The organism is Streptomyces sp. DSM 116793 (assembly GCF_057320905.1).
In genome coordinates this window covers 2112198-2133793 of record NZ_CM170494.1, presented here as the reverse complement: position 1 = coordinate 2133793, position 21596 = coordinate 2112198, and the positions used below count along the sequence as shown (strand labels likewise).

General features: G+C 72.4%; 16 protein-coding genes. 6 read left to right on the top strand and 10 right to left on the bottom strand.

Annotation, left to right across the window (positions count from 1 at the left end):
• Positions 1–64: 64 nt before the first annotated feature.
• From ACSMXW_RS08915 to ACSMXW_RS08900, 4 genes are all read right to left on the bottom strand, one after another.
• Positions 65–991: a carbohydrate ABC transporter permease gene (locus ACSMXW_RS08915; RefSeq protein WP_485805006.1), complete on the bottom strand. Its 927-nt coding sequence runs from the start codon at positions 989–991 to the stop codon at positions 65–67.
• Positions 981–1943 carry a carbohydrate ABC transporter permease gene (locus ACSMXW_RS08910; protein WP_485805004.1) on the bottom strand — a complete coding sequence of 321 codons (963 nt, stop codon included), beginning with the start codon at positions 1941–1943 and terminating at the stop codon, positions 981–983. Before ACSMXW_RS08910 ends, ACSMXW_RS08915 begins: the two co-directional genes overlap by 11 nt.
• Complete coding sequence (locus ACSMXW_RS08905) at positions 1940–3331, bottom strand: ABC transporter substrate-binding protein (RefSeq protein WP_485805002.1); 1392 nt, start codon at positions 3329–3331, stop codon at positions 1940–1942. The genes ACSMXW_RS08910 and ACSMXW_RS08905 overlap by 4 nt, the downstream gene beginning before the upstream one ends.
• 189 nt (positions 3332–3520) lie before the next feature.
• Positions 3521–4612, bottom strand: a complete 1092-nt coding sequence (locus ACSMXW_RS08900; protein ID WP_485805000.1) for a glycoside hydrolase family 172 protein — start codon at positions 4610–4612, stop codon at positions 3521–3523.
• Positions 4613–4860: 248 nt separating this feature from the next.
• Between ACSMXW_RS08900 and ACSMXW_RS08895 the strand changes: the two genes are divergently transcribed.
• From ACSMXW_RS08895 to ACSMXW_RS08885, 3 genes are all read left to right on the top strand, one after another.
• On the top strand, positions 4861–6372 hold the full coding sequence (locus tag ACSMXW_RS08895) for an FGGY-family carbohydrate kinase (protein WP_485804998.1): 1512 nt from the start codon (positions 4861–4863) through the stop codon (positions 6370–6372).
• Between the two features lie 317 nt (positions 6373–6689).
• Positions 6690–8348 (top strand): fucose isomerase, encoded by a 1659-nt coding sequence (locus ACSMXW_RS08890; RefSeq protein WP_485804996.1) that lies wholly within the window; start codon positions 6690–6692, stop codon positions 8346–8348.
• Positions 8349–8377: 29 nt separating this feature from the next.
• A complete protein-coding gene (locus ACSMXW_RS08885; RefSeq protein ID WP_485804994.1) occupies positions 8378–9571 on the top strand; it encodes a DUF4185 domain-containing protein in 1194 nt (397 codons plus the stop codon).
• A 144-nt stretch (positions 9572–9715) separates the two neighbouring features.
• On the opposite strand, the gene ACSMXW_RS08880 is transcribed toward ACSMXW_RS08885, so the two are convergent.
• Positions 9716–9982 carry a protealysin inhibitor emfourin gene (locus ACSMXW_RS08880; protein ID WP_485804992.1) on the bottom strand — a complete coding sequence of 89 codons (267 nt, stop codon included), beginning with the start codon at positions 9980–9982 and terminating at the stop codon, positions 9716–9718.
• Positions 9983–10090: 108 nt separating this feature from the next.
• Positions 10091–11173 carry a M4 family metallopeptidase gene (locus ACSMXW_RS08875; RefSeq protein WP_485804990.1) on the bottom strand — a complete coding sequence of 361 codons (1083 nt, stop codon included), beginning with the start codon at positions 11171–11173 and terminating at the stop codon, positions 10091–10093.
• Between the two features lie 297 nt (positions 11174–11470).
• Here ACSMXW_RS08875 and leuA point away from each other — a divergent pair, with 297 nt between their 5' ends.
• The 3 genes from leuA to ACSMXW_RS08860 all read left to right on the top strand — a co-directional run bounded on the left by leuA (position 11471) and on the right by ACSMXW_RS08860 (position 15513).
• Positions 11471–13219 carry a 2-isopropylmalate synthase gene (gene leuA / locus ACSMXW_RS08870; protein WP_485804988.1) on the top strand — a complete coding sequence of 583 codons (1749 nt, stop codon included), beginning with the start codon at positions 11471–11473 and terminating at the stop codon, positions 13217–13219.
• A gap of 220 nt (positions 13220–13439) precedes the next feature.
• Complete coding sequence (locus ACSMXW_RS08865) at positions 13440–14162, top strand: TerB family tellurite resistance protein (RefSeq protein WP_485804986.1); 723 nt, start codon at positions 13440–13442, stop codon at positions 14160–14162.
• A 121-nt stretch (positions 14163–14283) separates the two neighbouring features.
• Complete coding sequence (locus tag ACSMXW_RS08860; RefSeq protein WP_485804985.1) at positions 14284–15513, top strand: sialidase family protein; 1230 nt, start codon at positions 14284–14286, stop codon at positions 15511–15513.
• 356 nt (positions 15514–15869) lie between these two features.
• Here the strand turns inward: ACSMXW_RS08860 and ACSMXW_RS08855 are convergent, their stop codons facing one another.
• The 4 genes from ACSMXW_RS08855 to ACSMXW_RS08840 form a co-directional block, all read right to left on the bottom strand.
• Positions 15870–16805, bottom strand: coding sequence for a dihydrodipicolinate synthase family protein (locus ACSMXW_RS08855; protein WP_485804983.1), 936 nt, complete (start codon positions 16803–16805; stop codon positions 15870–15872).
• Complete coding sequence (locus ACSMXW_RS08850) at positions 16802–17803, bottom strand: oligopeptide/dipeptide ABC transporter ATP-binding protein (RefSeq protein WP_485807902.1); 1002 nt, start codon at positions 17801–17803, stop codon at positions 16802–16804. The genes ACSMXW_RS08855 and ACSMXW_RS08850 overlap by 4 nt, the downstream gene beginning before the upstream one ends.
• 631 nt (positions 17804–18434) lie before the next feature.
• Entirely contained in the window at positions 18435–20564 is a 2130-nt protein-coding gene (locus ACSMXW_RS08845) for a dipeptide/oligopeptide/nickel ABC transporter permease/ATP-binding protein (RefSeq protein WP_485804981.1), read from the bottom strand.
• Positions 20564–21523: an ABC transporter permease gene (locus tag ACSMXW_RS08840; protein ID WP_485804979.1), complete on the bottom strand. Its 960-nt coding sequence runs from the start codon at positions 21521–21523 to the stop codon at positions 20564–20566. Before ACSMXW_RS08840 ends, ACSMXW_RS08845 begins: the two co-directional genes overlap by 1 nt.
• Between the last annotated feature and the right edge of the window lie 73 nt (positions 21524–21596).

The window sequence follows — 21596 nt, the reverse complement described above, 5'->3', positions numbered from 1 at the left end:
GGGCCGGGGCGCGGGGGCCGCCCCTGAGCCGGGAGCACGGGGGCCGCCCCCGCGGAGCCACCCGCTACTTCATCCCGGACGTCTTGATCGACTCCACGATCTGCCGCTGGAAGACGAAGAACAGCGCCAGCATCGGCAGGGCCGCGACGGTGGCCGCCGCCAGGATGTAGTTCCAGTTCGAGCTGTACTGGGTCTGGAACGAGGCGATGCCCAGCTGGACGACCGTGAGGCTCTCGTCGTTGGTGGCGACCAGCGGCCAGACGAACGCGTTCCAGTTGGCGAGGAAGAAGAACACCGCGAGCGCCGAGAGCACCGGGCGCGACATCGGCAGGACGATGTTCCAGTAGACGCGCCAGTGCCCGCAGCCGTCCACGATCGCCGCCTCCTCCACCTCCTTGGGCAGCCCCAGGTAGAACTGCCGCAGCAGGAAGATGCCGAAGGCGTTGAAGATCGCCGGGATGATCAGGCCCGCGTAGCTGTTGAGCAGGTGCAGCTCACGGGCGACCAGGAACAGCGGGATCAGCACGACGGGGATGGTGACGAGCAGCGTCGAGAAGATCGCCAGGAAGACCGTCTCGCGGCCCGGGAAACGCAGCCGGGCCAGCGCGTAGGCGGCCATCGAGTGGAAGAACAGCGCCGCGACGGTGATCACCGCGGAGATGAGGAAGCTGTTCCACAGATAGCGCGCGAACGGCACCTCCGTGAAGACGTAGACGAAGTTCTGGACCGTGAACTCCTTGGGGATCAGCCGCCCGTCGGTCACCGTGGACCGGGTCTTGAAGGCGGACGTCACCATCCACAGCACCGGGAAGACGCTCACCAGCGACAGCGCGATCGCCAGCACCGTCAGCCCGACGCGGCCGGAGCGCCCGCGGCCGGAGCGCCCGGCGCCCCCGGCCCGCCCGCCGGCCGCGGCACCGGCGGAGCGCCGGCGCGCCCCGGCGGCGACCGGTCCGGCCCCGAGCGGCCGCGCACCCGTCTCACTCGCCATCGTCGAACCTCCCGCCCTTCGTCAGCTTGAAGATCACTCCGGCGCAGACGAGCATGACCAGCACCAGGAACGAGCCCATGGCCGACGCATAGCCGAACTCCCCGAAGCCGAAGGCCTGCTGGTAGATGTAGAAGATCGCCAGGGAGGTGCCGTTCGCGGGGCCGCCGTCGGTCAGCACGAAGATCAGGTCGAGCCCGCCGGTGATGGCCGCGACCGTCGACATCAGCAGCACGAAGAAGCTGGTGGGACGGAGCAGGGGCCAGGTGATCGCCCGGAAGGCGGTCCAGGGGCCCGCACCGTCGATCCTGGCGGCCTCGTAGTACTCCTTGGGGATCTCCTGGAGGCCCGCCAGGAAGATGATCATGTAGTAGCCCATCATCACCCACACCATCACGGCGATGACGCAGCCGAGCGCGAGACCGGGCGACCCCAGCCAGGACTCGCCGTCGAACCCGGCCACCCGCATGGCGCGGTTCACCACGCCCACCTGGTCGTCGAGCATGAACTTCCACAGCACGCCGACCACGACGAGGCTGATCACATAGGGCAGGAAGAGCGCGGTCCGGTAGACACCGATGCCGGGCAGCTTCTGCTTGACCAGCAGCCCGAGTCCGAGGCTCACGCAGAAGAGCACCGGCACGAGGACCACCACGTAGCTCCCGGTGATCTTCATCGACTGCCAGAACAGCGGGTCGTGGAACATCCGGTCGTAGTTGCCGAACCCGATCCACCGGTAGCTGCCGAAGCCGCTGACCTGGAAGAAGCTCATCACGATGGAGAGCACCATCGGGATGCCGACGAACAGCAGCAGCCCGAGGGCGTCGGGGGCGAGGAACAGGCCGGCGGCCAGCCACTCCCGGTGCCTGCGGCTCAGCCGGCGCCGTGGCGGCGCGGGCGCGGCGGTCACGGGCGGAGCCGCCGTGCCGCGGTCCTGTGCGGCGACGCTGCTCATATCAGGCTCGCCCCCTGGTAGCTCTTGGTGTAGGCGTCGATGGACGCGGCGGCGCGCGAGGTCTCCTCGTCGACGTCGTGGCCGGCGAGCATGGTGCCCTGGATGGCGTCGGAGATCGCCTTGTAGACGACCGGGGGATAGCGCGGCTCGGCGCGGGCCCCGGGGAAGACCTCGTCCTTGAACTTCCTCATCGCCGCGGAGTCGTAGCCGCCGCGCGCCGCCCCGCGCTCCAGTGCGCTGGTGCGCGGCGCCACATCCGACTTGGCCCGGACGCACCAGTCCACCATCCGATTGATCGACTCGTCCTTCATCGAGCCGAGCGCCCAGGCGCAGAACTCCGCGGCCGCCTCGGGGTCGCGGCCCCGGGCGTTGGCGCAGAACGACCAGCCGCCCACCGCCGTGGTGTACGTCCCGCCCGGCGGCACCGGCAACTTGAAGACGCCGTAACGGTACGTGGGGGCGGCGGCCTTGAAGCTGGCGACGTTCCAGATGCCGTTCTGCCACATGGCCACGTGACCGGCCTTGAAGGCGCCGATCACGTCCTCCGCGTCGGGCTGGGTGCGCGGCGCGATGCCGTGCCGGACCGCGTCCTGCCAGAGCCGCAGCGCGTCACGCGTGGCCTTCGAGTCGAACGCGACCCTGCCCCGCACGTCCAGCACGTCACCGCCGCCCTGCCACATCCACGGGTACCAGGTGAAGTTCTGGTAGTAGCCGGGGATGGTCTCGAAGACCACACCCGCGCGGGTCCTCGTGCGCAGCTTGTCGCCGATGTCGAGCATCCGGTCCCAGGTGGTCGGGATGTCGCCCTCGGACAGGCCGGCCTTCTCCCAGACGTCCACGGCGTAGAACATCGCCAGCGGCTCGACCTCCATGGGCAGGGCGTACACCCTGCCGTCCACCTTCCGGCTCGCCAGCGTGCTGCCGTAGTCCTCGACGACGCCCTTGTCCAGGTGCGGGGTGAGGTCGGCGAGCACCCCGCCGTTGTAGTAGCGCAGGAAGTCGCCGGGGCTCAGCAGGAAGATGTCGGGGCCGTCTCCGGTGGCGAAGGCGGAGGGCACCTTGAAGCCGTTGCGGTAGGTGACCGGCGGCAGGTAGACCAGCTCGACCTGGGCCCGGTGAGTGGCGTTCCACCGCGCGACCAGGTCGGTGAACCACTTGGACTGCGCGTTGATCGCCGGGTCGGGCGAGCGCTGGGGGCCGTAGAAGTTCCAGAACTGCAGGGCGCCGCCCTTGGTCTGGGCGGTGCCGCAGCCGGTGAGCAGCGCGGGCGAGGCCGCGGCCGCCCCGGCGCCGGCCATGGTGGTGAGGAACCGGCGGCGCGAGGGACGGGCCGCCCGCGGGGCCGCCGCGCCCGGCGGGCGCCCGGCGTCGTTGCCGTGGTGGAGCATGCGTGCGCTCCTGTCGGGAGGGGACGTACGGAGACGGGGAGAGGACGGGGACGTACCGAGGAGAGGGAGCTGCTGAGGAGGGGGACCTGCGGAGGAGAAGGGACCTACGGCGGCGGGGGCCCTACGGCGGCGGAGGAGAGGGACCTACGGCGGCGGGGAACCTACCCGGTCGCCGGAGACCGGGCTTGCTCAGTCGACCTCGAGCGTGAGCAGGTCCGGCGTGGCCGGACGGGACGCAGAGCTGGGCGCGTCCAGGTAGAAGAACGCCGTGCCGGCGATGTCGTCGCTGGTGTGCCGGTAGCGGTGCGGCAGGCCGTTGCCCTGGCCGGGCCCGATGCCCAGGCTCTGCACCGTCACCCGCAGGTCCGCGGAGAACCGCACCGGGTCCGGGATGTGCCACCGGTACATCCCGAACCGCTGCTGGCTGCGGTAGAGCCCGTCGGGGCGCAGGATCTGGTGGAGCCCCAGGTACGGCGTGGTGTAGGCGGTGTAGCCCTGCTCGGGCACGTCGAAGTTCCAGGCGCCGCCGAAGTAGTCCTCGGTGCCGGTGCCGCAGATGGTGGGGAACTCCTCGTCGCCGTCCAGGTAGAACTTGACCTCGCCCTCGCCCCACCAGCCCGGGCTGTTGACGCCCCACGCCAGGTAGGTGCCGACATAGCTGCCGGCGCCGGTGACGCCGTCCAGCAGGGTGTGCACCTCGCCGAACGGCACCGGGTGGGAGCGTCGCCACTGGGCGTGGAAGTACGCGGCGTCGTCGGGGACGTCGTCCAGTTCGTAGTCCACCTGGTAGTAGAGCGTCATCTGCTCCGCGGCGAGGTTCTCCAGCGTGATCCTGGCCGCCCGGCGGAACGGCATGGGCCAGTAGGCGTTGAAGCCGCCGTTCGGATTGACCGCGACGGGCACCGAGGACACCTGGCTGAAGACGTTCCAGCCGTTGCAGAAGAAGTCGCCCAGCGGCACCTCGACCGCCGGCTCGCTCTCGCCCTCCCAGTACAGACGCAGCAGGCTGGCGCGCCAGGCCTGGTGCGGGGCGGTGGTGCACCACAGGTGGCGTATGGTGCCGGAGCCCTCGATCGAGGCCAGCTCCGCCGTCTCGCCCGCGGCGATGTCAATGCTGGGGGAAATCTTCCAGCCGCGTCCCAGCCGGCCGGCCGCGACCGCCCCGGTGCCCTCGGTGGCCCTGCCACCCGCCGACTTGCCGCCGGTCGGGTTCTCGGCGCTGATGGAACGGCTGATCGCACGCGAGGAGCGCGCAATGCCGTCGAGTCCAAAGGTCGTCATCGTTGTGTGTGCCCTCACGGGGAAGTTACGGGTGCGTGCGCGCCCTGCGGGCCACGGGTGCGCCGGTCGGCGGTGGAGAGCGGACAGCGCAACACCATGAAATCCATTTCACGAAACGTAGGGTTGGCCTTCGGGGGTGTCAAGGGTCGAGAACGGCCGAAAACCGATGTCTCGCAGTTTCGAGGGGAGGGGGAGTCCTGTCCATCCGCCCTCTTGACCGTGAAATCGATTTCTGTCAGCGTGCGGTCATGCCTCCCAACGCAGCAGCCGGCCCGGTGACCGGTGCCGTCATCGGTGTGGACATCGGCACGTCGAGCAGCAAGGGCGTCCTGGTCGGCCTGGACGGGGCGCTGCTCAGGTCCGCCGTCCGCGCGCACGCCCCGGACCGCCCGGGGCCCGGCAGGTTCGAGATGGCGGCGGACGTGTGGTGGCGGGAGTTCACCGAGCTGGCGCGGGAGCTGACCGATGCGGGCGACGCGCTCGGCGTCACCGTGGTGGCCGTCGGTGTCAGCGGTATGGGCCCCTGCGTGCTGCTCACCGACGAGCACGACACCCCGCTGCGGCCCGCGATCCTGTACGGCGTCGACACCCGCTCGGTCCGCCAGATCGAGCGGATCGAGGGGCGGTTGGGGGCGGCGGAGATCATCACCCGCTGCGGCTCCGCGCTCAGCACCCAGGCCGCGGGACCGAAGATCGCCTGGGTCGCGGAGCTCGAGCCGGAGACCTACCGGCGCGCCCGGCGCCTCTACATGCCCAGCTCCTGGCTGGTCCGCCGGCTCACCGGCGCCTATGTGCTCGACCACCACTCGGCCAGCCAGTGCACCCCGCTGTACGACATCGCGGCCCTCGACTGGTACGCGCCCTGGGCCGCCGAGGTGGCGCCGGGCATCGAGCTGCCGCCGCTCGCCTGGTCCGGCGAGGCCGCGGGCGAGGTCACCGCCGGGGCCGCCCGCGAGACCGGCCTGCCCGCCGGGATCCCGGTGATCACCGGGACCGTCGACGCCTGGGCGGAGGCCCTGAGCGTGGGGGCCCAGGGCACCGGCGACCTGATGCTGATGTACGGCACGACCATGTTCCTGATCCACACCGTGCCGCGGCCGCTGACCAGCCCCTCGCTGTGGGGGACCGTCGGCGCGCTGCCGGGCACCCGCAACCTGGCGGGCGGCATGGCCACCTCGGGCGCCGTGACCAGTTGGCTGCGGGACCTGTTCGCGGCCGGCGACCACGCGGACCTCGTCCGGCTCGCGGCGGAGTCCGGGGTCGGCGCCAACGGCCTGCTGATGCTGCCGTACTTCGCCGGCGAGCGGACCCCGCTGATGGACCCCGACGCCCGGGGCGTGGTCGCCGGGCTCACCCTCTCCCACACCCGCGGCGACCTCTACCGCGCCGCGCTGGAGGCTACCGCCTTCGGGGTGCGGCACAACGTCGAGGTCCTCACCGCGGCCGGCGGCGGCATCCGCCGGGTGGTCGCGGTCGGCGGGGGCACGCAGGGGGCGCTGTGGACACAGATCGTCTCCGATGTCACGGGCCTGGCGCAGGAAGTGCGCGCCACCTCCATCGGGGCCGGCTACGGGGACGCCCTGCTGGCGGCGCGGCTCGTGGGCGAGGCGTCGGTGGACGCCTGGAACCCGGTCCGGGAGGTGGTGACGCCGCGCGCGGAGCACGCCGGTCGCTACGACGAGCTGTACCGGCTCTACCGGGCCCTGTACGTCGACACCTCCGCGACCGTCCACGCACTCGCCGCCCTGCAGAGCCGATGAGCCCGGCGCGGGAGGCGGGCCGGCGAGCCCGGGGCCGTCCTGCGGAGCCGGTCGACCCGGCGCAGTCCCGTGGGGCCGGTACGTCCGGCGCCGCCCGGCGCGGAGCCGACGAGCCTGCGCCGCACCGCGCGAAGCCGACGAGCCCCGCGTCGCACCGCGCAGAGCCGAGGACCCCTGCTCCGCGCGCAGCCGACGAGCCCTGCGCCGCACCGCGCGGAGCCGCCCGCACCGCGCCGGCGGGCGCTGTCCGTCCCGGCCGGGCCTTCGGCACAGGAAGGTCCCCGCGGCCGGCTGGAAACACACACCTGGAGACCCGGATGAGCTCTGACGTCACCACCCCCTACACCCTCCCCGTCCTGCCCGAGCCGCCGGCCGCCGAGCCGCGCACCGTCTACACCGTGGCCAGCGGGGACCTGAGGCCCAGCGCCAACGTCACCTGCTGGCCCACCCAGGAGAAGCTGGAGAAGGACCTCGCCGCGGCCGTGACCGCGCTGGGGTGGGCGGTGAAGCGGGGGCACCCGGTCGACGAGGCCAAGGGGCACGGGTTCATCGACAGCCAGCGCGCCGGCATCGAGGTGTTCAAGGCGCTGCCGCCCGACGCCCCGCTCATCGTGGTCGAGGGCGTCTGGCAGTACAGCCACCACGTGCTGGCGGGGCTGCGCGGCCACCGCGGCCCGATCCTGGTCGTGGCCAACTGGAGCGGGGAGTACCCGGGCCTGGTCGGGCTGCTGAACCTCGCCGGGAGCCTCACCAAGGCGGGCCGGGAGTACTCGGTGCTGTGGAGCGCGGACTTCACCGACGACTGGGCGAGGCAGGGCCTCGCCACCTGGCTGCGGACCGGCACCCTCACGCACGACACCGGCCACGTCCGCGACCTGCCCGCCCTGTCGGCCCTGCCGCAGAGCCCGGAGAAGGAGCTGGGCGTGGCGCTCGCCTGGCAGCTGCGCACCGAGAAGGCGATCATCGGCGTCTTCGACGAGGGCTGCATGGGCATGTACAACGCCATCATCGATGACGAGTTCCTCAACCCGCTCGGCATCTACAAGGAGCGCCTGTCGCAGAGCGCGCTGGTGGCCGAGATGGGCAGGGTCTCCGACGAGGAGGCGCGCGCGGTGCGCGCCTGGCTCGACGGTGCCGGGATGACCTTCCACACCGGCACGGACGAGGCCACCGAGCTGACCGACGCGCAGCTGCACAGCCAGTTCAAGATGTACATCGCCGCGCTGCGCATCGCGGACGACTTCGGCCTGGACGCCGTGGGCATCCAGTACCAGCAGGGCCTGAAGGACACCGTGCCGGCCAGTGACCTCGCCGAGGGGCTGCTCAACAACGTGCAGCGCCCGCCGGTGCTCAGCCGCGACGGCTCCCGCGAGCTGTACCCGGGCGCCCCGCTGCCGCACTTCAACGAGGTGGACGAGGGCGTCGCCGTGGACTCGCTGGTCACCAACCGGATCTGGACGGCGATGGGTCTGGACCCGGCGACCACCCTGCACGACATCCGCTGGGGTGAGGAGTACGACGGCCGGTTCGTGTGGGTCTTCGAGATCTCCGGCGCCGTGCCCGCCTCGCACCACGGCGGCTACGACAAGTCGTGGAGCATGCGCCAGCCGCCGATGTACTTCCCGCTGGGCGGCGGCACCCTCAGCGGCGTCTCCAAGCCGGGCGAGCTGGTCTGGTCGCGGGTGTTCCTGATGGACGGCGCCCTGCACGCCGACCTCGGCCGGGCGACCGCGCTGGAGCTGCCCGAGGAGGAGACCAGGCGCAGGCTCGACGCCACCACGCCGCAGTGGCCGATCATGCACGCAGAACTGCACGGCGTCAGCCGCGACCAGTTCATGGCCCGGCACCGCGCCAACCACCTGAACGTGGCGTACGCACCGGACGCCGGGGCCGCCGACGCGGCCCTGGCCGCCAAGGCCGCGCTCTTCGCGGAGCTGGGCGTGCAGGTCCATCTGTGCGGAGACGTAGCGCTCTGAGCGACCCCACCTCGACGGGAGGAGCCCGTATGTCCAGCACACCCGAGTCCGGCCGGGCCGAAGCCGGGGGCCCCGCGGCCGCGGGGCCCCCGGCCGCGGCCGCGGCCGCGACCTCATCGGCGGCCCCGACCCCGCCGTCGGCCGTGGCCCCGGCCGCGCGGAGGCTCCGCCGCAGATCCGTCCTCGCCGCCGGCCTGGGCGTCGCGGCCGCCGCGACGGGGCGCTCCGCGGTGACCGCCCCGCGGGCCGCGGCGGCGGCCGCCGCCATCACCGGCACCAAGATCAAGAACCTCACCGGGCCCGCCGAGACGGGCGCCTTCGCCGCGCCCTGGACCGACCTCGGCATACCCGCTCGGTGCCCGAACGGCAGCATGCTCCTCGTCTGCGGCGACACCTTCGACGGCGGGGGAGTGGGCGGCCCCGACTGGCGCGCCCCGGTCGGGCTGCGGGCGAGCGACCCGAACCCGGGCACGCTCACCATCGACGGTGCCGTCGGCGGCTCCCACGCGGTCGGCCTGGTCCCCGAGGGCCACGAAGGCGGCACCACGGCCATCCCGTCGGACGTCTTCACCGTCGGTGACACGATGTACATGCACCTGATGCGCGGGGTGATCTACCAGACGCACCACTCCGACTTCTGGCGCTCCGACGACAACGGCGAGACCTGGCAGTACCTGTGCCAGTGGCCGGGCGACCAGTACGGCGGGCAGTTCCAGCAGAAGACGTACGCGGTCGCCGACGACGGCTACTGCTATGTGCTGTCCACCGTCTTCAACCGCGATATCGCCTCCGACCTGCTGCTGCACCGCGTCCGGCAGGACCGGCTCGGCGATCCGGCCGCGTACGAGCCGTGGGGCTACGCGGGCGGCGCCTGGGCGTGGGGGAACTATCCGACGACGATCACCGGGCGCCGCAGGTGGGGTGAGATCTGCTTCCGCGCCATGGGCGGGCAGTACGCCTTCACCTGGCTGAACATGGATGTGCTGTCCATGCGTGCGCAGATCTTTCCGCTGCCCACGAGCAATCTCTTCACGACGCCGGAGCAGACGATGATCGTGCCGACCACACCGGGCCACGAGGCCGGCAACGCGGTGGCCAGCCCCTACGGGGGGTTCATCATCCCGGGCTCGACGTTCGCCGACTTCCACATCTGCGTCAGCCAGTGGTACGACAACCAGAACTACCGGGTGATGCACTACCGCATCAACGGCCTCACCGCTTAGACGTCAGGGGCTCCCCGGCTCCCTCAAGGGGCGCGGGGAACTGCGCGCTCAGCCGCGACGAGACCGTCAGGTCGCCGCTCCCCCGAAGGGGCGGTCCCTGTCGCGTCCGGACCACCGCCGGTGGTGGGCCTGCGAAGGAGGGCGCTACGCGCCCTCCTTCAGGACGCGGGTGATGAGTTTTCGCTGCGCCTCGGTGAGGCGCGGATCCGCACAGTAGACCGTCCTGTCGTCCACCGTGATCTGGTAGCTGAAGCCGTCCGGCACCCCGATCGGCGGGGTGCCGCGGCCCTCGGACAGCGCCTGCTCCGCCAGGGCCTGCCACTCGGCCGCGTCCTCGCGTGCCGAGACGTCCAGCTCGGCGTGGCGCTCGATGCCCGCGAACCCTCCGGTCCGCTTCACCTGGATACGCATGTGTCCTGTCTAGCGGCTGGGCTCCGGAACGAGAAGTGACACCGCCGCGGCCGGGCGGCACGGACCACTCCGACGCCGCCCCGCCGCCCGGCCCGGCGGTGTCCCCGGCTACGAGGACGACACCCCCACCTGGTTCCAGGCCTTCACCACCGCCTGCGCCTCCGCGGAGTCCTGCCCGCCGAACCGGCTGCCCGCCGCGGCCACGGTGAGCCGGGCGAAGTCGGCGAAGTCGGCGTTCTCCGTGAGGTCGCCGCCGGTCAGGACGTCGTACCAGATCTGGCCCGCCTTCTCCCACGCGTGCCCGCCCAGCTCCTTGGCGAGCAGGTAGAAGGCGTGGTTGGGGATGCCGGAGTTGATGTGCACGCCGCCGTTGTCGTCGGAGGTGTCGACGTAGTCGTCCATGGTGGCGGGCTGCGGGTCCTTGCCCAGCACGTCGTCGTCGTAGGCCGTGCCGGGGGCCTTCATGGAGCGCAGCGCCTTGCCGGTGACGCGGGGCGCCAGCAGCCCCGCGCCGATCAGCCAGTCGGCCTCGTCCGCGGTCTGGCCGAGCGTGTACTGCTTGATCAGCGAGCCGAAGACGTCCGACACCGATTCGTTGAGCGCGCCGGACTGGCCGGAGTACGTGAGGTTCGCGGTGTACTGGGTGACGCCGTGGGTCAGCTCGTGGCCGATGACGTCCACGGGGAGGGTGAAGTCGAGGAAGATCTCGCCGTCGCCATCGCCGAACACCATCTGCTCGCCGTTCCAGAAGGCGTTGTTGTACTCCCGGTCGTAGTGCACGCTGGCGACCAGGGCGAGGCCCCTGCCGTCGATGGAGTTGCGCTCGTAGGTCTTCTGGTACAGCTCGAAGGTGGCGCCGAGGCCGGAGTAGGCGCGGTTGACCGTGGCGTCGTCGGAGGCCTGGTCGCCCTCGCCGCGCACCCGGGTGCCGGGCAGGTCGGTGCCGTGCCGGGCGTCGTGGATGGTGCGGTTCACCTTGGCGGCCGCGGCTCCCGCGTGGGGCTCCACCGCGGGGGCGCCGACCAGGGTCGTGGTGCGCCTGCGGGTGCGCTCCAGGGCGTCCCGCTCCAGGGTGCGGCGGGCGGGTCCGGCGAGCGACTCGTCGTCGTGCCGGGCCAGGGCGTCGAGGACGTGCGGTGGGACGATCGTGCAGAAGACGGGCTCGTGGCCCGTGCGCGCGGTGACGGTCATACACACGACGGTGGCACTGGGTGATGCACTTGTCACTACTGGCGACGGCGATTGGTGAAATAGAGTGAAAACCACCGGCAGTCCATGACAGGGTCAGCTCTTTGTGATCCCGCATAGTGATACGGCCCCGCGCAACCCGGGGGTCTCGGTTAGGCTGCTGTGCATCATGCGTTTCGGGCTGCTTCTCCTTAGCTGCCGCGGCGAGGGCCTGTAGTCGAAGGCCGACCCCCTCCCCGCGGAGTTCGGTGATGCGCACTGTCGGCCGTCTTCCGCGGACCCCGAGGAGAGCCCCGCATCATGACGCAGCCCACTCCGATCACCAATGCGACGCACTTCCAGCGTCCGAGTGCGATGCCGGTCCACAAGTACCGCCCGTACGAGCAGGTGGACCTCCCCGACCGGACCTGGCCCGACCAGCGCATCACCAAGGCCCCCCGCTGGCTCTCCACCGACCTGCGCGACGGCAACCAGGCCCTGATCGACCCCATGTCGCCGGCCCGCAAGCGTGAGATGTTCGACCTGCTGGTGCGCATGGGCTACAAGGAGATCGAGGTCGGCTTCCCGTCCTCGGGCCAGACCGACTTCGACTTCGTCCGCTCCATCATCGAGTCCGACGCCATCCCCGAGGACGTCACCATCTCGGTGCTGACGCAGGCCCGCGACGAGCTGATCGAGCGCACGGTCGAGTCCCTGAAGGGCGCCCACCGCGCCACCGTCCACCTGTACAACGCCACCGCGCCGGTCTGGCGCGAGGTGGTCTTCCGCGGCTCGAAGGACCAGGTCAAGCAGATCGCCGTGGACGGCACCCGGCTGGTCATGGAGTATGCTGAGAAGCTGCTGGACGACCGGACGACCTTCGGGTACCAGTACTCGCCGGAGATCTTCACCGACACCGAGCTGGACTTCGCGCTGGAGGTCTGCGAGGGCGTCATGGACGTCTGGCAGCCGGGTGAGGGCCGCGAGATCATCCTCAACCTGCCCGCCACCGTCGAGCGCTCCACCCCCTCCACGCACGCCGACCGTTTCGAGTGGATGTCACGGAACCTCTCGCGGCGCGAGTACGTCTGCCTGTCGGTGCACCCGCACAACGACCGCGGCACCGCCGTCGCCGCCGCCGAGCTGGCGCTGATGGCGGGCGCCGACCGGATCGAGGGCTGCCTGTTCGGCCAGGGCGAGCGCACCGGCAACGTCGACCTGGTCACCCTGGGCATGAACCTCTTCAGTCAGGGCGTCGACCCGCAGATCGACTTCTCGGACATCGACGAGATCCGCCGCGCCGCCCAGTACTGCAACCAGATGGAGATCCACCCGCGCCACCCCTACGCGGGCGACCTCGTCTACACCGCCTTCTCCGGCTCGCACCAGGACGCCATCAAGAAGGGCTTCGAGTCGATGGACGCGCGCGCCGAGGCCGCGGGCAGGACCGTCGACGAGATCACCTGGGCGGTGCCCTACCTGCCGATCGACCCCAAGGACGTCGGCCGCTCCTACGAGGCCGTGATCCGCGTCAACTCGCAGTCCGGCAAGGGCGGCGTCGCCTATGTGCTGAAGAACGAGCACAAGCTGGACCTGCCGCGCCGGATGCAGATCGAGTTCTCGAAGATCATCCAGGCCAAGACCGACGCCGAGGGCGGCGAGGTCACGCCGGCGGACATCTGGTCGGTCTTCCGCGACGAGTACCTGCCCAACCCCGAGAACCCGTGGGGCCGTATCCAGGTCAGGTCGGGGCAGACCACCACCGACACCAAGGACGGCGTGGACACCCTCACGGTGGAGGCCGAGGTGGACGGCGTGGCCACCGTGCTGACCGGCTCCGGCAACGGCCCGATCTCCGCGTTCTTCGACGCGCTGGGCTCCATCGGCATGGACGTACGGCTCCTGGACTACCAGGAGCACACGATGAGCGAGGGCGCCTCCGCGCAGGCCGCCTCGTACATCGAATGCGCCATCGACGACAAGATCCTTTGGGGCATCGGGATCGACGCGAATACGACACGTGCCTCGCTGAAGGCCGTGGTCTCCGCCGTGAACCGCGCGGCACGTTAGGGGACGTGACCGGCGCTTTCCCCGGCCCCGTGCGCCCCTTGGGTGCCCGGGGCCGCGTCGTCTCCCGGCCAAGCTGGCGTGCGGGGTACTGACGCCACATCAACAATGTGGCTAACATCACGCCAACGCGACCGCTCTGTGACCGACCGCTGCTCCGGAAGGGCTGCGGCGGAGCGGAGCGCAACGATGTCGTTGCCGCGGCGTTATGGAGGGGTGCCACGTGCTGCCAGGATGGGGACGTAACGGACGAGGTGCTCACGGTGCCGGTACCTCCCGAGTGTCGGGCATCCTGGGAACGCGGACCATCTGGACGACCGTCGGCGACGGGGAGTTCTTCTGTCCCGGCTGCGGCGGCGACCGCAACTACCAGCGCCGCACCGGCCGCCGCAGGTTCGCCGTGCTGGGCGTGCCGCTGGTGCCGCGCGGCACGACCGGGCCCGTGGTCGAGTGCGCGGCCTGCCACGACCGGTTCGGCACCGACGTGCTCGACCACCCCACCACGCACCGGTTCTCCGCGATGCTCAAGGACGCGGTGCACACCGTGGCCCTCGCCGTGCTCGCCGCGGACGGCACCTGCGAGCGGGCGGCGCTGGAGACGGCCGTGGCCGTGGCGCGCGACGCCGGCTTCGAGCAGTGCACCGAGGACCAGCTCGCCGCGCTCATCGAGGCACTCGCCGCGGACACCGGGCGGCTGCCCGAGCAGTGCGGCGGCGGGCTGACCGGGCTCGCCATAGAGCTGCACGAGGCGCTGGACCCGCTGACTCCGCACCTCGCCCCCACCGGGCGGGAGTCCATCCTCGTCCAGGGCGCCCGCATCGCCCTCGCGGACGGCCCGTACTCACCGGCCGAGCGCGAGGTCCTGGGGACGGTCGGCAGTGCGCTCACCATGGGGGCGGACGAGGTGACCCGCCTCCTCGCGGCGGCCCGCGCGGCCCGTTCGTAGGGCACCTCGACGCATGGCCGCGCCCCTGCCGGGGTGCGGGCGCGTGGTGTTGCCGAGGCTTTCCCGCCGCATTAGGTTGGCATAGGACGTCCTACGTCCGATGTCTCAGCCTAGGGGAGCGATGACCGCCCAGAGTCGCCTGATCCTCAGTCTCGCCGTCGCCGGAGCCGCCTTGTTCGCCAGCACGTCCGCCGCGTCCGGCGCGTCCGCCGCCGACCGGGCCGCCCCCGCCGCCGGAGAGGGCCGCGCCGCGTGCGTCTCGTCGGTGCCGTTCGCCGCGGGCGAGGACGGTTACGACACGTTCCGCATCCCGGCCGCCGTGCGCACCCGGGACGGGGCCCTGCTGGCCTTCGCGGAGGGCCGGGTCGGCGGCGCAGGGGACTCCGGCAACATCGACGTGGTCAGCAGGCGCTCCCTCGACGGCGGCTGCACCTGGGGTCCGCTCGGCGTGGTCGCCGCCGGCGACGGCGACACCCGCGGCAACCCCGCCCCCGTCGTCGACCCGCGCACCGGCCGGGTCACCCTGCTCACCTGCTACAACAGCGGGGCCGTCAGCGAGGCGCAGATCATGCGCGGTGAGGTCACGCCGGAGCAGAGCCGCCGGGTCTTCGTGCAGACGTCCGAGGACGACGGCCGGAGCTTCTCGCCGCCGCGTGAGATCACCGCCGACGTCAAGCGGCCCGACTGGCGCTGGTACGCCACCGGACCCGGCCACGCCATCGCCCTCGCGCACGGCCCGCACCAGGGGCGCCTGGTGGTGCCCGCCAACCACTCGGCCGCGCCGCCCGCCGGCTCCACCGACACCGGCCAGGAGGCCAGGTACTACGGCGCGCACGCGCTCTACAGCGACGACGGCGGCCGGCACTGGGAGATCGGCTTCGTGGACGGCACGTACGACGGCGTGGTCAACGCGAACGAGTCCAGTGCCGCGGAACTGCCCGACGGGCGCGTGTACTTCAGCGCACGCGACCAGAACGGCACCGCCGCCGGCAACCGGCTGGACGCGTACTCCGCCGACGGCGGGCGGAGCCTGGAGCGGCCGTACGCGGTACAGCACACGCTCGACGACGTGCCGGTCGTGCAGGGCAGCGTGCTCCAGACCGCGGGCGGGGGACCGCTGCTGTTCTCCGGGCCCTCCGTGCCCGGTGCTCGCGCCGCGATGGCGGTCTTCGGCAGCGCGGACGGCGGCCGCACGTTCGCCCGCGCGGTCACGCTGTCCGAGCTGCCCGCCGCGTACTCCGACCTGGTGCAGGTCGATGCGCGGACGGTAGGTCTGCTCTACGAGACGGGTGAGCGGGGAAGTTACGAGCGGATCCAGTTCCGAGGCATACCGGTGAGCACGTTTGCCTGAGGGGGCGTGGGGAAGTGGGGGCACGTCCCACGCCCTCGAGGCAGTGGGGGAGCGGGCAGCCATCCACCGGCCGGTGGTCCGGAGACGACGGAGACTGCCTCCTCGGGTCGGTGGCGACGCGACGGTTTCGTCGTGGCTGGTCGCGCAGTTCCTCGCGCCCCTTGACAGCGGGGCTGCGCCCCGCAGGAGGCGCGGAGCGCCCCTTGAGGGGCGCGGGGAAGTGGGGGCACCTTCCACGCCCTCAAGGCAGTGGGGGAGCGGGCAACCACCCACCGGCCGCTGGTCCGGCGACAACCCGAAGCCCCCGGGGGCGGGACGACGTGCCCCGTCAGGGGCGCGGGAGACGGGCGTGAGGCCTACAACAGGCCCGCCGCGGCCATGTGCTTGCCGACCCGTTCGACCTCGTCCGCGTCGAGCGGGATCTGCGGATACGCCGTGGCGGGGCAGGCGATGACGCCGCGCAGATGGAGCGCCGCCTTGAACGCGCCGAGGGCGGCCGAACTGCCGCCCATCCGCCCCGGATCTCCCGCACGGACCATCCCGAAGAGCGCGCAGAGCCGTTCCTGCTCGGCGCGCGCCCGCTCCCAGTCGCCGCCGCGGCAGTACCGGTAGAGCCGCACGTAGCCCTCCGGGTCGACGTTGCCGAGGCCCGGCACCACCCCGTCCGCGCCCATCGCGAGCGCCGAGTCGACCGTCAGCTCGGAGCCGGTGAGGACGCTGAAACCGGTGACGTCGGCGCGTGTCCTCGCCCCCATGACGACCCGGCGCAGGGCGCCGTCGTCCCCGCTGGAGTCCTTCACGCCGGCCAGCACGCCCTCGGCGGCCAGCCGGAGCACCAGGTCGGCGTCCAGCTTGGTGTGCACGGACACCGGCAGGTCGTAGGCGAAGACGGGCACGCCGGTACGCGCGGCGACCGCCCGGAAGTGCCGGGCGGTCTCCGCCGGGTGGGTGCGGGTGTAGAACGGCGCGGTGGTGACGACGGCGTCGGCGCCCGCGGCGACCGCGGCGCCGGCGTGGTCGAGGACCCGCCAGGTCGCCATGTCGATCGCCCCGGCCAGCACCGGAAGCTGCCCCGCCACATGCCCGACCACGGTGTCCACGACCGTCCTGCGGAACCGGTCGGGCAGATAGGCGGCCTCGGACGTCGAGCCGAGCACGAAGAGCCCGTCCACGCCGGCCACCACCAGATGGTCGACCAGCCTGGTGAGGGAGGCGGTGTCCACCTCGTTGTCCGGCGTCAGGGGGGTGCAGACGGGTGGGACGACACCGGTCAACGGGGTGGGAAGGGTCATGGACACTCCTTCGGTGCGGTGGCCTGGAGGACCAGGTCGCGGATCGACTCGTCCGCGCCCACGGGGTGGTGGCAGCGGAAGCGGTGGCCGCTCCCGGCCTCGCTCAGGTCCGGCAGCGCGGCCGCGCACGAGTGATCTGCCCGCCAGCAGCGGGTACGGAACGGGCAGCCGCTCGGCGGGTGTGTCGCCGAGGGCACCGGACCCACGAGCGGGATCGGGTCGATCGGGTCGAGCAGCCCGGGCGTCGCCGAGAACAGCGCCCGGGTGTAGGGGTGCCGGGCGTGGGCCGTGACCTCCGAGGCCGGCGACTCCTCGACGATCCGGCCCAGGTACATGGTGATCACGCGGTCGCTCATCCGCCGCACCGTCTGGATGTCGTGCGAGACGAAGACCAGCGCCAGGCCGAGGCGTTCCTTCAGGTCGAGCAGGAGGTTGAGGATCTGGGCGCGTACGGAGACGTCCAGCGCGCTGGTCGGCTCGTCCGCGACCACGAGCGCGGGTTCGAGCGCCAGCGCGCGGGCGATGGCGACCCGCTGCCGCTGTCCGCCGGAGAGCTGCCCCGGCAGCGACTCGGCCAGCACCTTCGGCAGCCCGACCAGGCCCATCAGCTCCCGCACCCGCCGCTCGCGCTGCTCGGGCGTGCCCGCGCGGTGCACGTCGAGCGGGTCGCGCAGGATCTGGCGCACCGTCAGCCTGCGGTTGAGCGCGGTGGACGGGTCCTGGAAGACCATGCCCACGCCGCGGCCGACCAGCTTCCTGCGCTCGGCGGGCGCGAGTCCCCACAGGTCCCGGCCGTGGAACGTGACGGTGCCCGAGGTCGGCCGCTGCACACCCACGAGCACCCTGGCCAGCGTCGACTTGCCGCAGCCCGACTCGCCCACCACGCCCACGGTCTCGCCCGCCGCGACGGTGAGGTCGGCGTCGGTGAGCGCGTGCACGCGGTCGCGCCGGAAGAGTCCGCCGGTGCGCGCCCGGTGCACCACGCTCGCCCCGCTCAGCGAGACGAGTGCGGTGCCGGCGGCGTCGCTGGCGTCCCTGGCGTCCTTGGCGTCCACGGCGCTCGCGGCCTTCACGGCGTCCGCGGCCTTCACGGCGTCCGCGGCCTTCACGGCGTCCGCGGCCTTCACGGCGTCCGCGGCCTTCACGGCGTCCGCGGCCTTCACGGCGTCCGCGGCCTTCACGGCGTCCGCGGCCTTCACGGCGTCCGCGGCCTTCACGGCGTCCGCGGCGTCCGGGGCCCGCCGGCCGTGCGGTGCCGGGCGGCCCGCCGCGCCCGCGCCGGCGCCGTCCCGTGCGCCCGCGTGCACGCCGTCCTGCGCACCCGCACCGGCACCGTCCCCCACACCCGCACCAGCACCGCCCCCCAGACCCGCACCAGCACCCGCACCCGTCCCCTCTCGTGCGCCCGAGCCGGAGCCGGAGCCGGGGCCGGGGCCGGGGCCGGAGCCGGGGCCGGGGCCGGAGCCCGTGCCGGTGCCCGTGCCAGCGTCCGCGTCCGCGCCCGCGTCCGCGTCCGCGCCCGGGCCCGCGTCCGCGTCCGCGCCCGGGCCCGCGCCCGCGCCCGCGCCCGAGCGCTCCGCGCCGTCGTCGTCGTGCGCTGTCGCGCCGTCGGTTCCCCGGGTCGTCACTTCAGGGCCTCGCTTCCCCGGTCGTGCGGGCCTCGGCCGGTCGTTGGGCCGGGCCCGCGGGCGGTACGGACACCGGCGGCCGGTCCGCCGGATGGTGGCAGGCCACCGCGTGCGTGCCGGCCTCGTCGCCGCGCAGCCCGGGCGCCGTGGTCCGGCAGACCTCGCTCGCCATCGGGCACCGGTCCGCGAACCGGCAGCCCGCGGGGAAGTCCGCCGGGGACGGCACCACGCCGCGGATCTGGGTCATCCGCTCGGCCGCCGACTCCAGCGAGAGCACGGAGCCCAGCAGGCCGCGCGTGTAGTGGTGGGCGGGGGCCGCCACCAGGGAGGCGGTCACCGCGCTCTCCACGATCTGGCCGCCGTACATCACCACGATCCGGTCCGTCACGTCCGCGACCAGCGCGAGGTCGTGGGAGACCAGGATCAGTGCGAAGCCCAGTTCCTCGCGGAGCCGCAGCAGCAGCTCGACGATCTGCGCCTGGACGGTGACGTCGAGCGCCGTGGTGGGCTCGTCGGCGACGATCAGCTTCGGGTTGCGGGACAGCGCCATCGCGATCAGCACCCGCTGCCGCTGCCCGCCGGACAGCTCGTGCGGGTAGCTCCGCAGCGTCCGCCCGGGGTCGAGCCCCACCATCCGCAGCAGCTCGTCGGCGCTGCGCCCGCCGCCCCTGCGGATGAGCTGCTTCAGCTGCGCCCGCACGGTCATCGCCGGGTTCAGCGACGACAGCGCATCCTGGTAGATCATCGCCATGTCGTGCCCGAGCAGCCGCCGCCGGGCGCTCATCCGCATCCCGGTCAGCTCCTTGCCGTCGAAGACCACCCGGCCGCGGATCCGGGCGGCCTTGGGGGCGAGGCCCATCACCGTCAGGGCGGTCAGCGACTTGCCGCAGCCGGACTCGCCGACCAGGCCCAGCACCTCCCCGGGCCGCACGTCGAAGCTGATGCCGTCGACGATGTCCACGCCGCGGTGCCGCTCCTCGAAGCCGATGGCGAGGCCCGCCACGCGCAGCACGGGCTCGCCCTGCGGCAGCGGCCGCGCGCGCTCCCGCAGCCGGGCCGCGGCCTCGGTGAGCGCGGGCAGCTCGGTGACCGTGCCGGTGCCGGGCCGGGCCGTCTCCAGCGCGTCCACGGCGTCCGGGTCCACGGCGTCCGGGTCCACGGCATCCGGCCCCACGGCGTCCGCGTGCACCGCACCCGCGGCCCGCTTCCCGTGCGCGACGCCGCGCCGCTCCGCGGGCGCCGCCCACGCGTCGGAGACGCCCTCGGAGAGCACGTTCAGCGCCAGCACCGTGACCAGCATCAGCAGCCCCGGGAAGACGGTCGCCCACCAGCCGCCGGTGAGCACCATGTTCTTGCCGTCGGCGATGACGCTGCCCCAGGACGGGTCCGGCGGGCGGACCCCGGCGCCGATGAAAGACAGCGACGCCTCGAAGACGATGGCCTCGGCGACCTTCACCGTGCAGAAGACCAGGACCGGCGCGGCGCAGTTAATCGCGACGTGCCGGGCGACGATGTACGGGGTCCTGGCGCCGATCACCCGCTCGGCGACGACGTAGTCCTCCCCGTACTGGGCGAGCACGTTCGCCCGTACCACCCGTGCGATCGGCGGCATGAAGAGGAACGCGAGCGCGCCGATCAGGACTGGGATGCTGCCGCCGAAGACGGTGACGAGGACGGCGGCCAGGGCGATGCCGGGGAAGGCCATGACGACGTCCATGACGCGCATCACGGTCTCGTCGACGGCCTTGCGCGAGGTGGCCGCGAGCGCACCGAGCAGGGCGCCCGCGAGCAGCGCCAGCAGTGTGGCCCCGAGCCCGATCGCCAGCGACCAGCGGGCCCCGTACATCAGCCTGCTGAGGATGTCCCGGCCGAGGCTGTCCTGCCCCATCCAGTGCTCGCCCGAGGGCCCGCCGTCGCCCCTCATGGGCGCCTGGTCGAGCGGGTCGTGCGGGGCGAGCACCGGCGCCAGCAGCGCCGTCAGCACCACCAGGGCGATCACCGCCAGGCTGATGCGGGACGGCACGGGCAGCCGGCGCAGCGCCCCCCGCCGCAGCACCGCCCGGATCCGTCTCTCGCGGGGTTCTTGGGGCGTCCGGGGCGGGGAGGACGCCGCCGTCACCTGCTCCGTCATCAGGCGGCACTCCTCAGACGCGGGTTGACCAGGAGGTAGAGGATGTCGATGGCCAGGTTGACGACCACGAACCCGACGGCCGTGGTGAGCACCACGCCCTGCACCACCGCGGGGTCGCCGTTCTTCACGGCGTCGATCATCAGCTTGCCCATGCCGGGGAGCGCGAAGATCGTCTCGGTGACCACGGCACCGCCCAGCAGGTAGCCGACCTGGAGGCCCAGCACCGTCAGCGGGTTGATCAGCGCGTTGTGCAGCACGTTGCGGCCGACCACCACGACCGGCGGCAGGCCGCTGCCGATCGCGGTGCGCACGTAGTCCTTGTCCAGCTCCTCGACGACGGCCGTGCGGACGATCCGGGTGAGCTGGGCGGCGATGGGCAGCGACAGCGAGAACGCGGGCAGCGTCATGGTCTTCAGCCAGCCCGAGACGGAGTCCGCCGGGTTGATGTACCCGCCGGACGGAAACCACCCGGCGTTCACCGCCAGGTACTGGATCATCAGCAGCGCCAGCCAGAAGCCGGGGGCGGCCACTCCGGTCAGCGAGACCACCCGGATGACCTGGTCGGCGAGCCGGTCGCGGTGGATGGCGGCGGTGACGCCCAGCACCAGCGCCAGCACCACCGCGATGACCAGGCCCATCAGCGTGAGCTGGAGGGTCAGCGGCAGGGCGGTGGCGATCTGCCGGCTCACCGGGGCGCGGTTGAGCACGCTGATGCCCATGTCGCCGTGGAGCAGGTCGCCCACGAAGTGCACATAGCGCAGCGGCAGCGGATCCAGCAGGCCGTTCTCCAGGCGGAACTGGTGGAGCTGCTCCGGGGTCGGGTTGGCCCCCTGGAAGTAGGCGGAGGCCGGATCGCTGTCCGAGAACCGCATGATGACGAAGACGAACAGCACGATGCCGAGCAGCAGCGGGACGAGCAGGGCGATACGGCGAGCCAGGATCCTGGCGATCGCTAGCACGTGGGGCTCCTCACGTGTGGCTCCTGGAGACGGGCTGAGGACGGCGTGAGCCCGGGCGGCGGCGTCCGGCCCG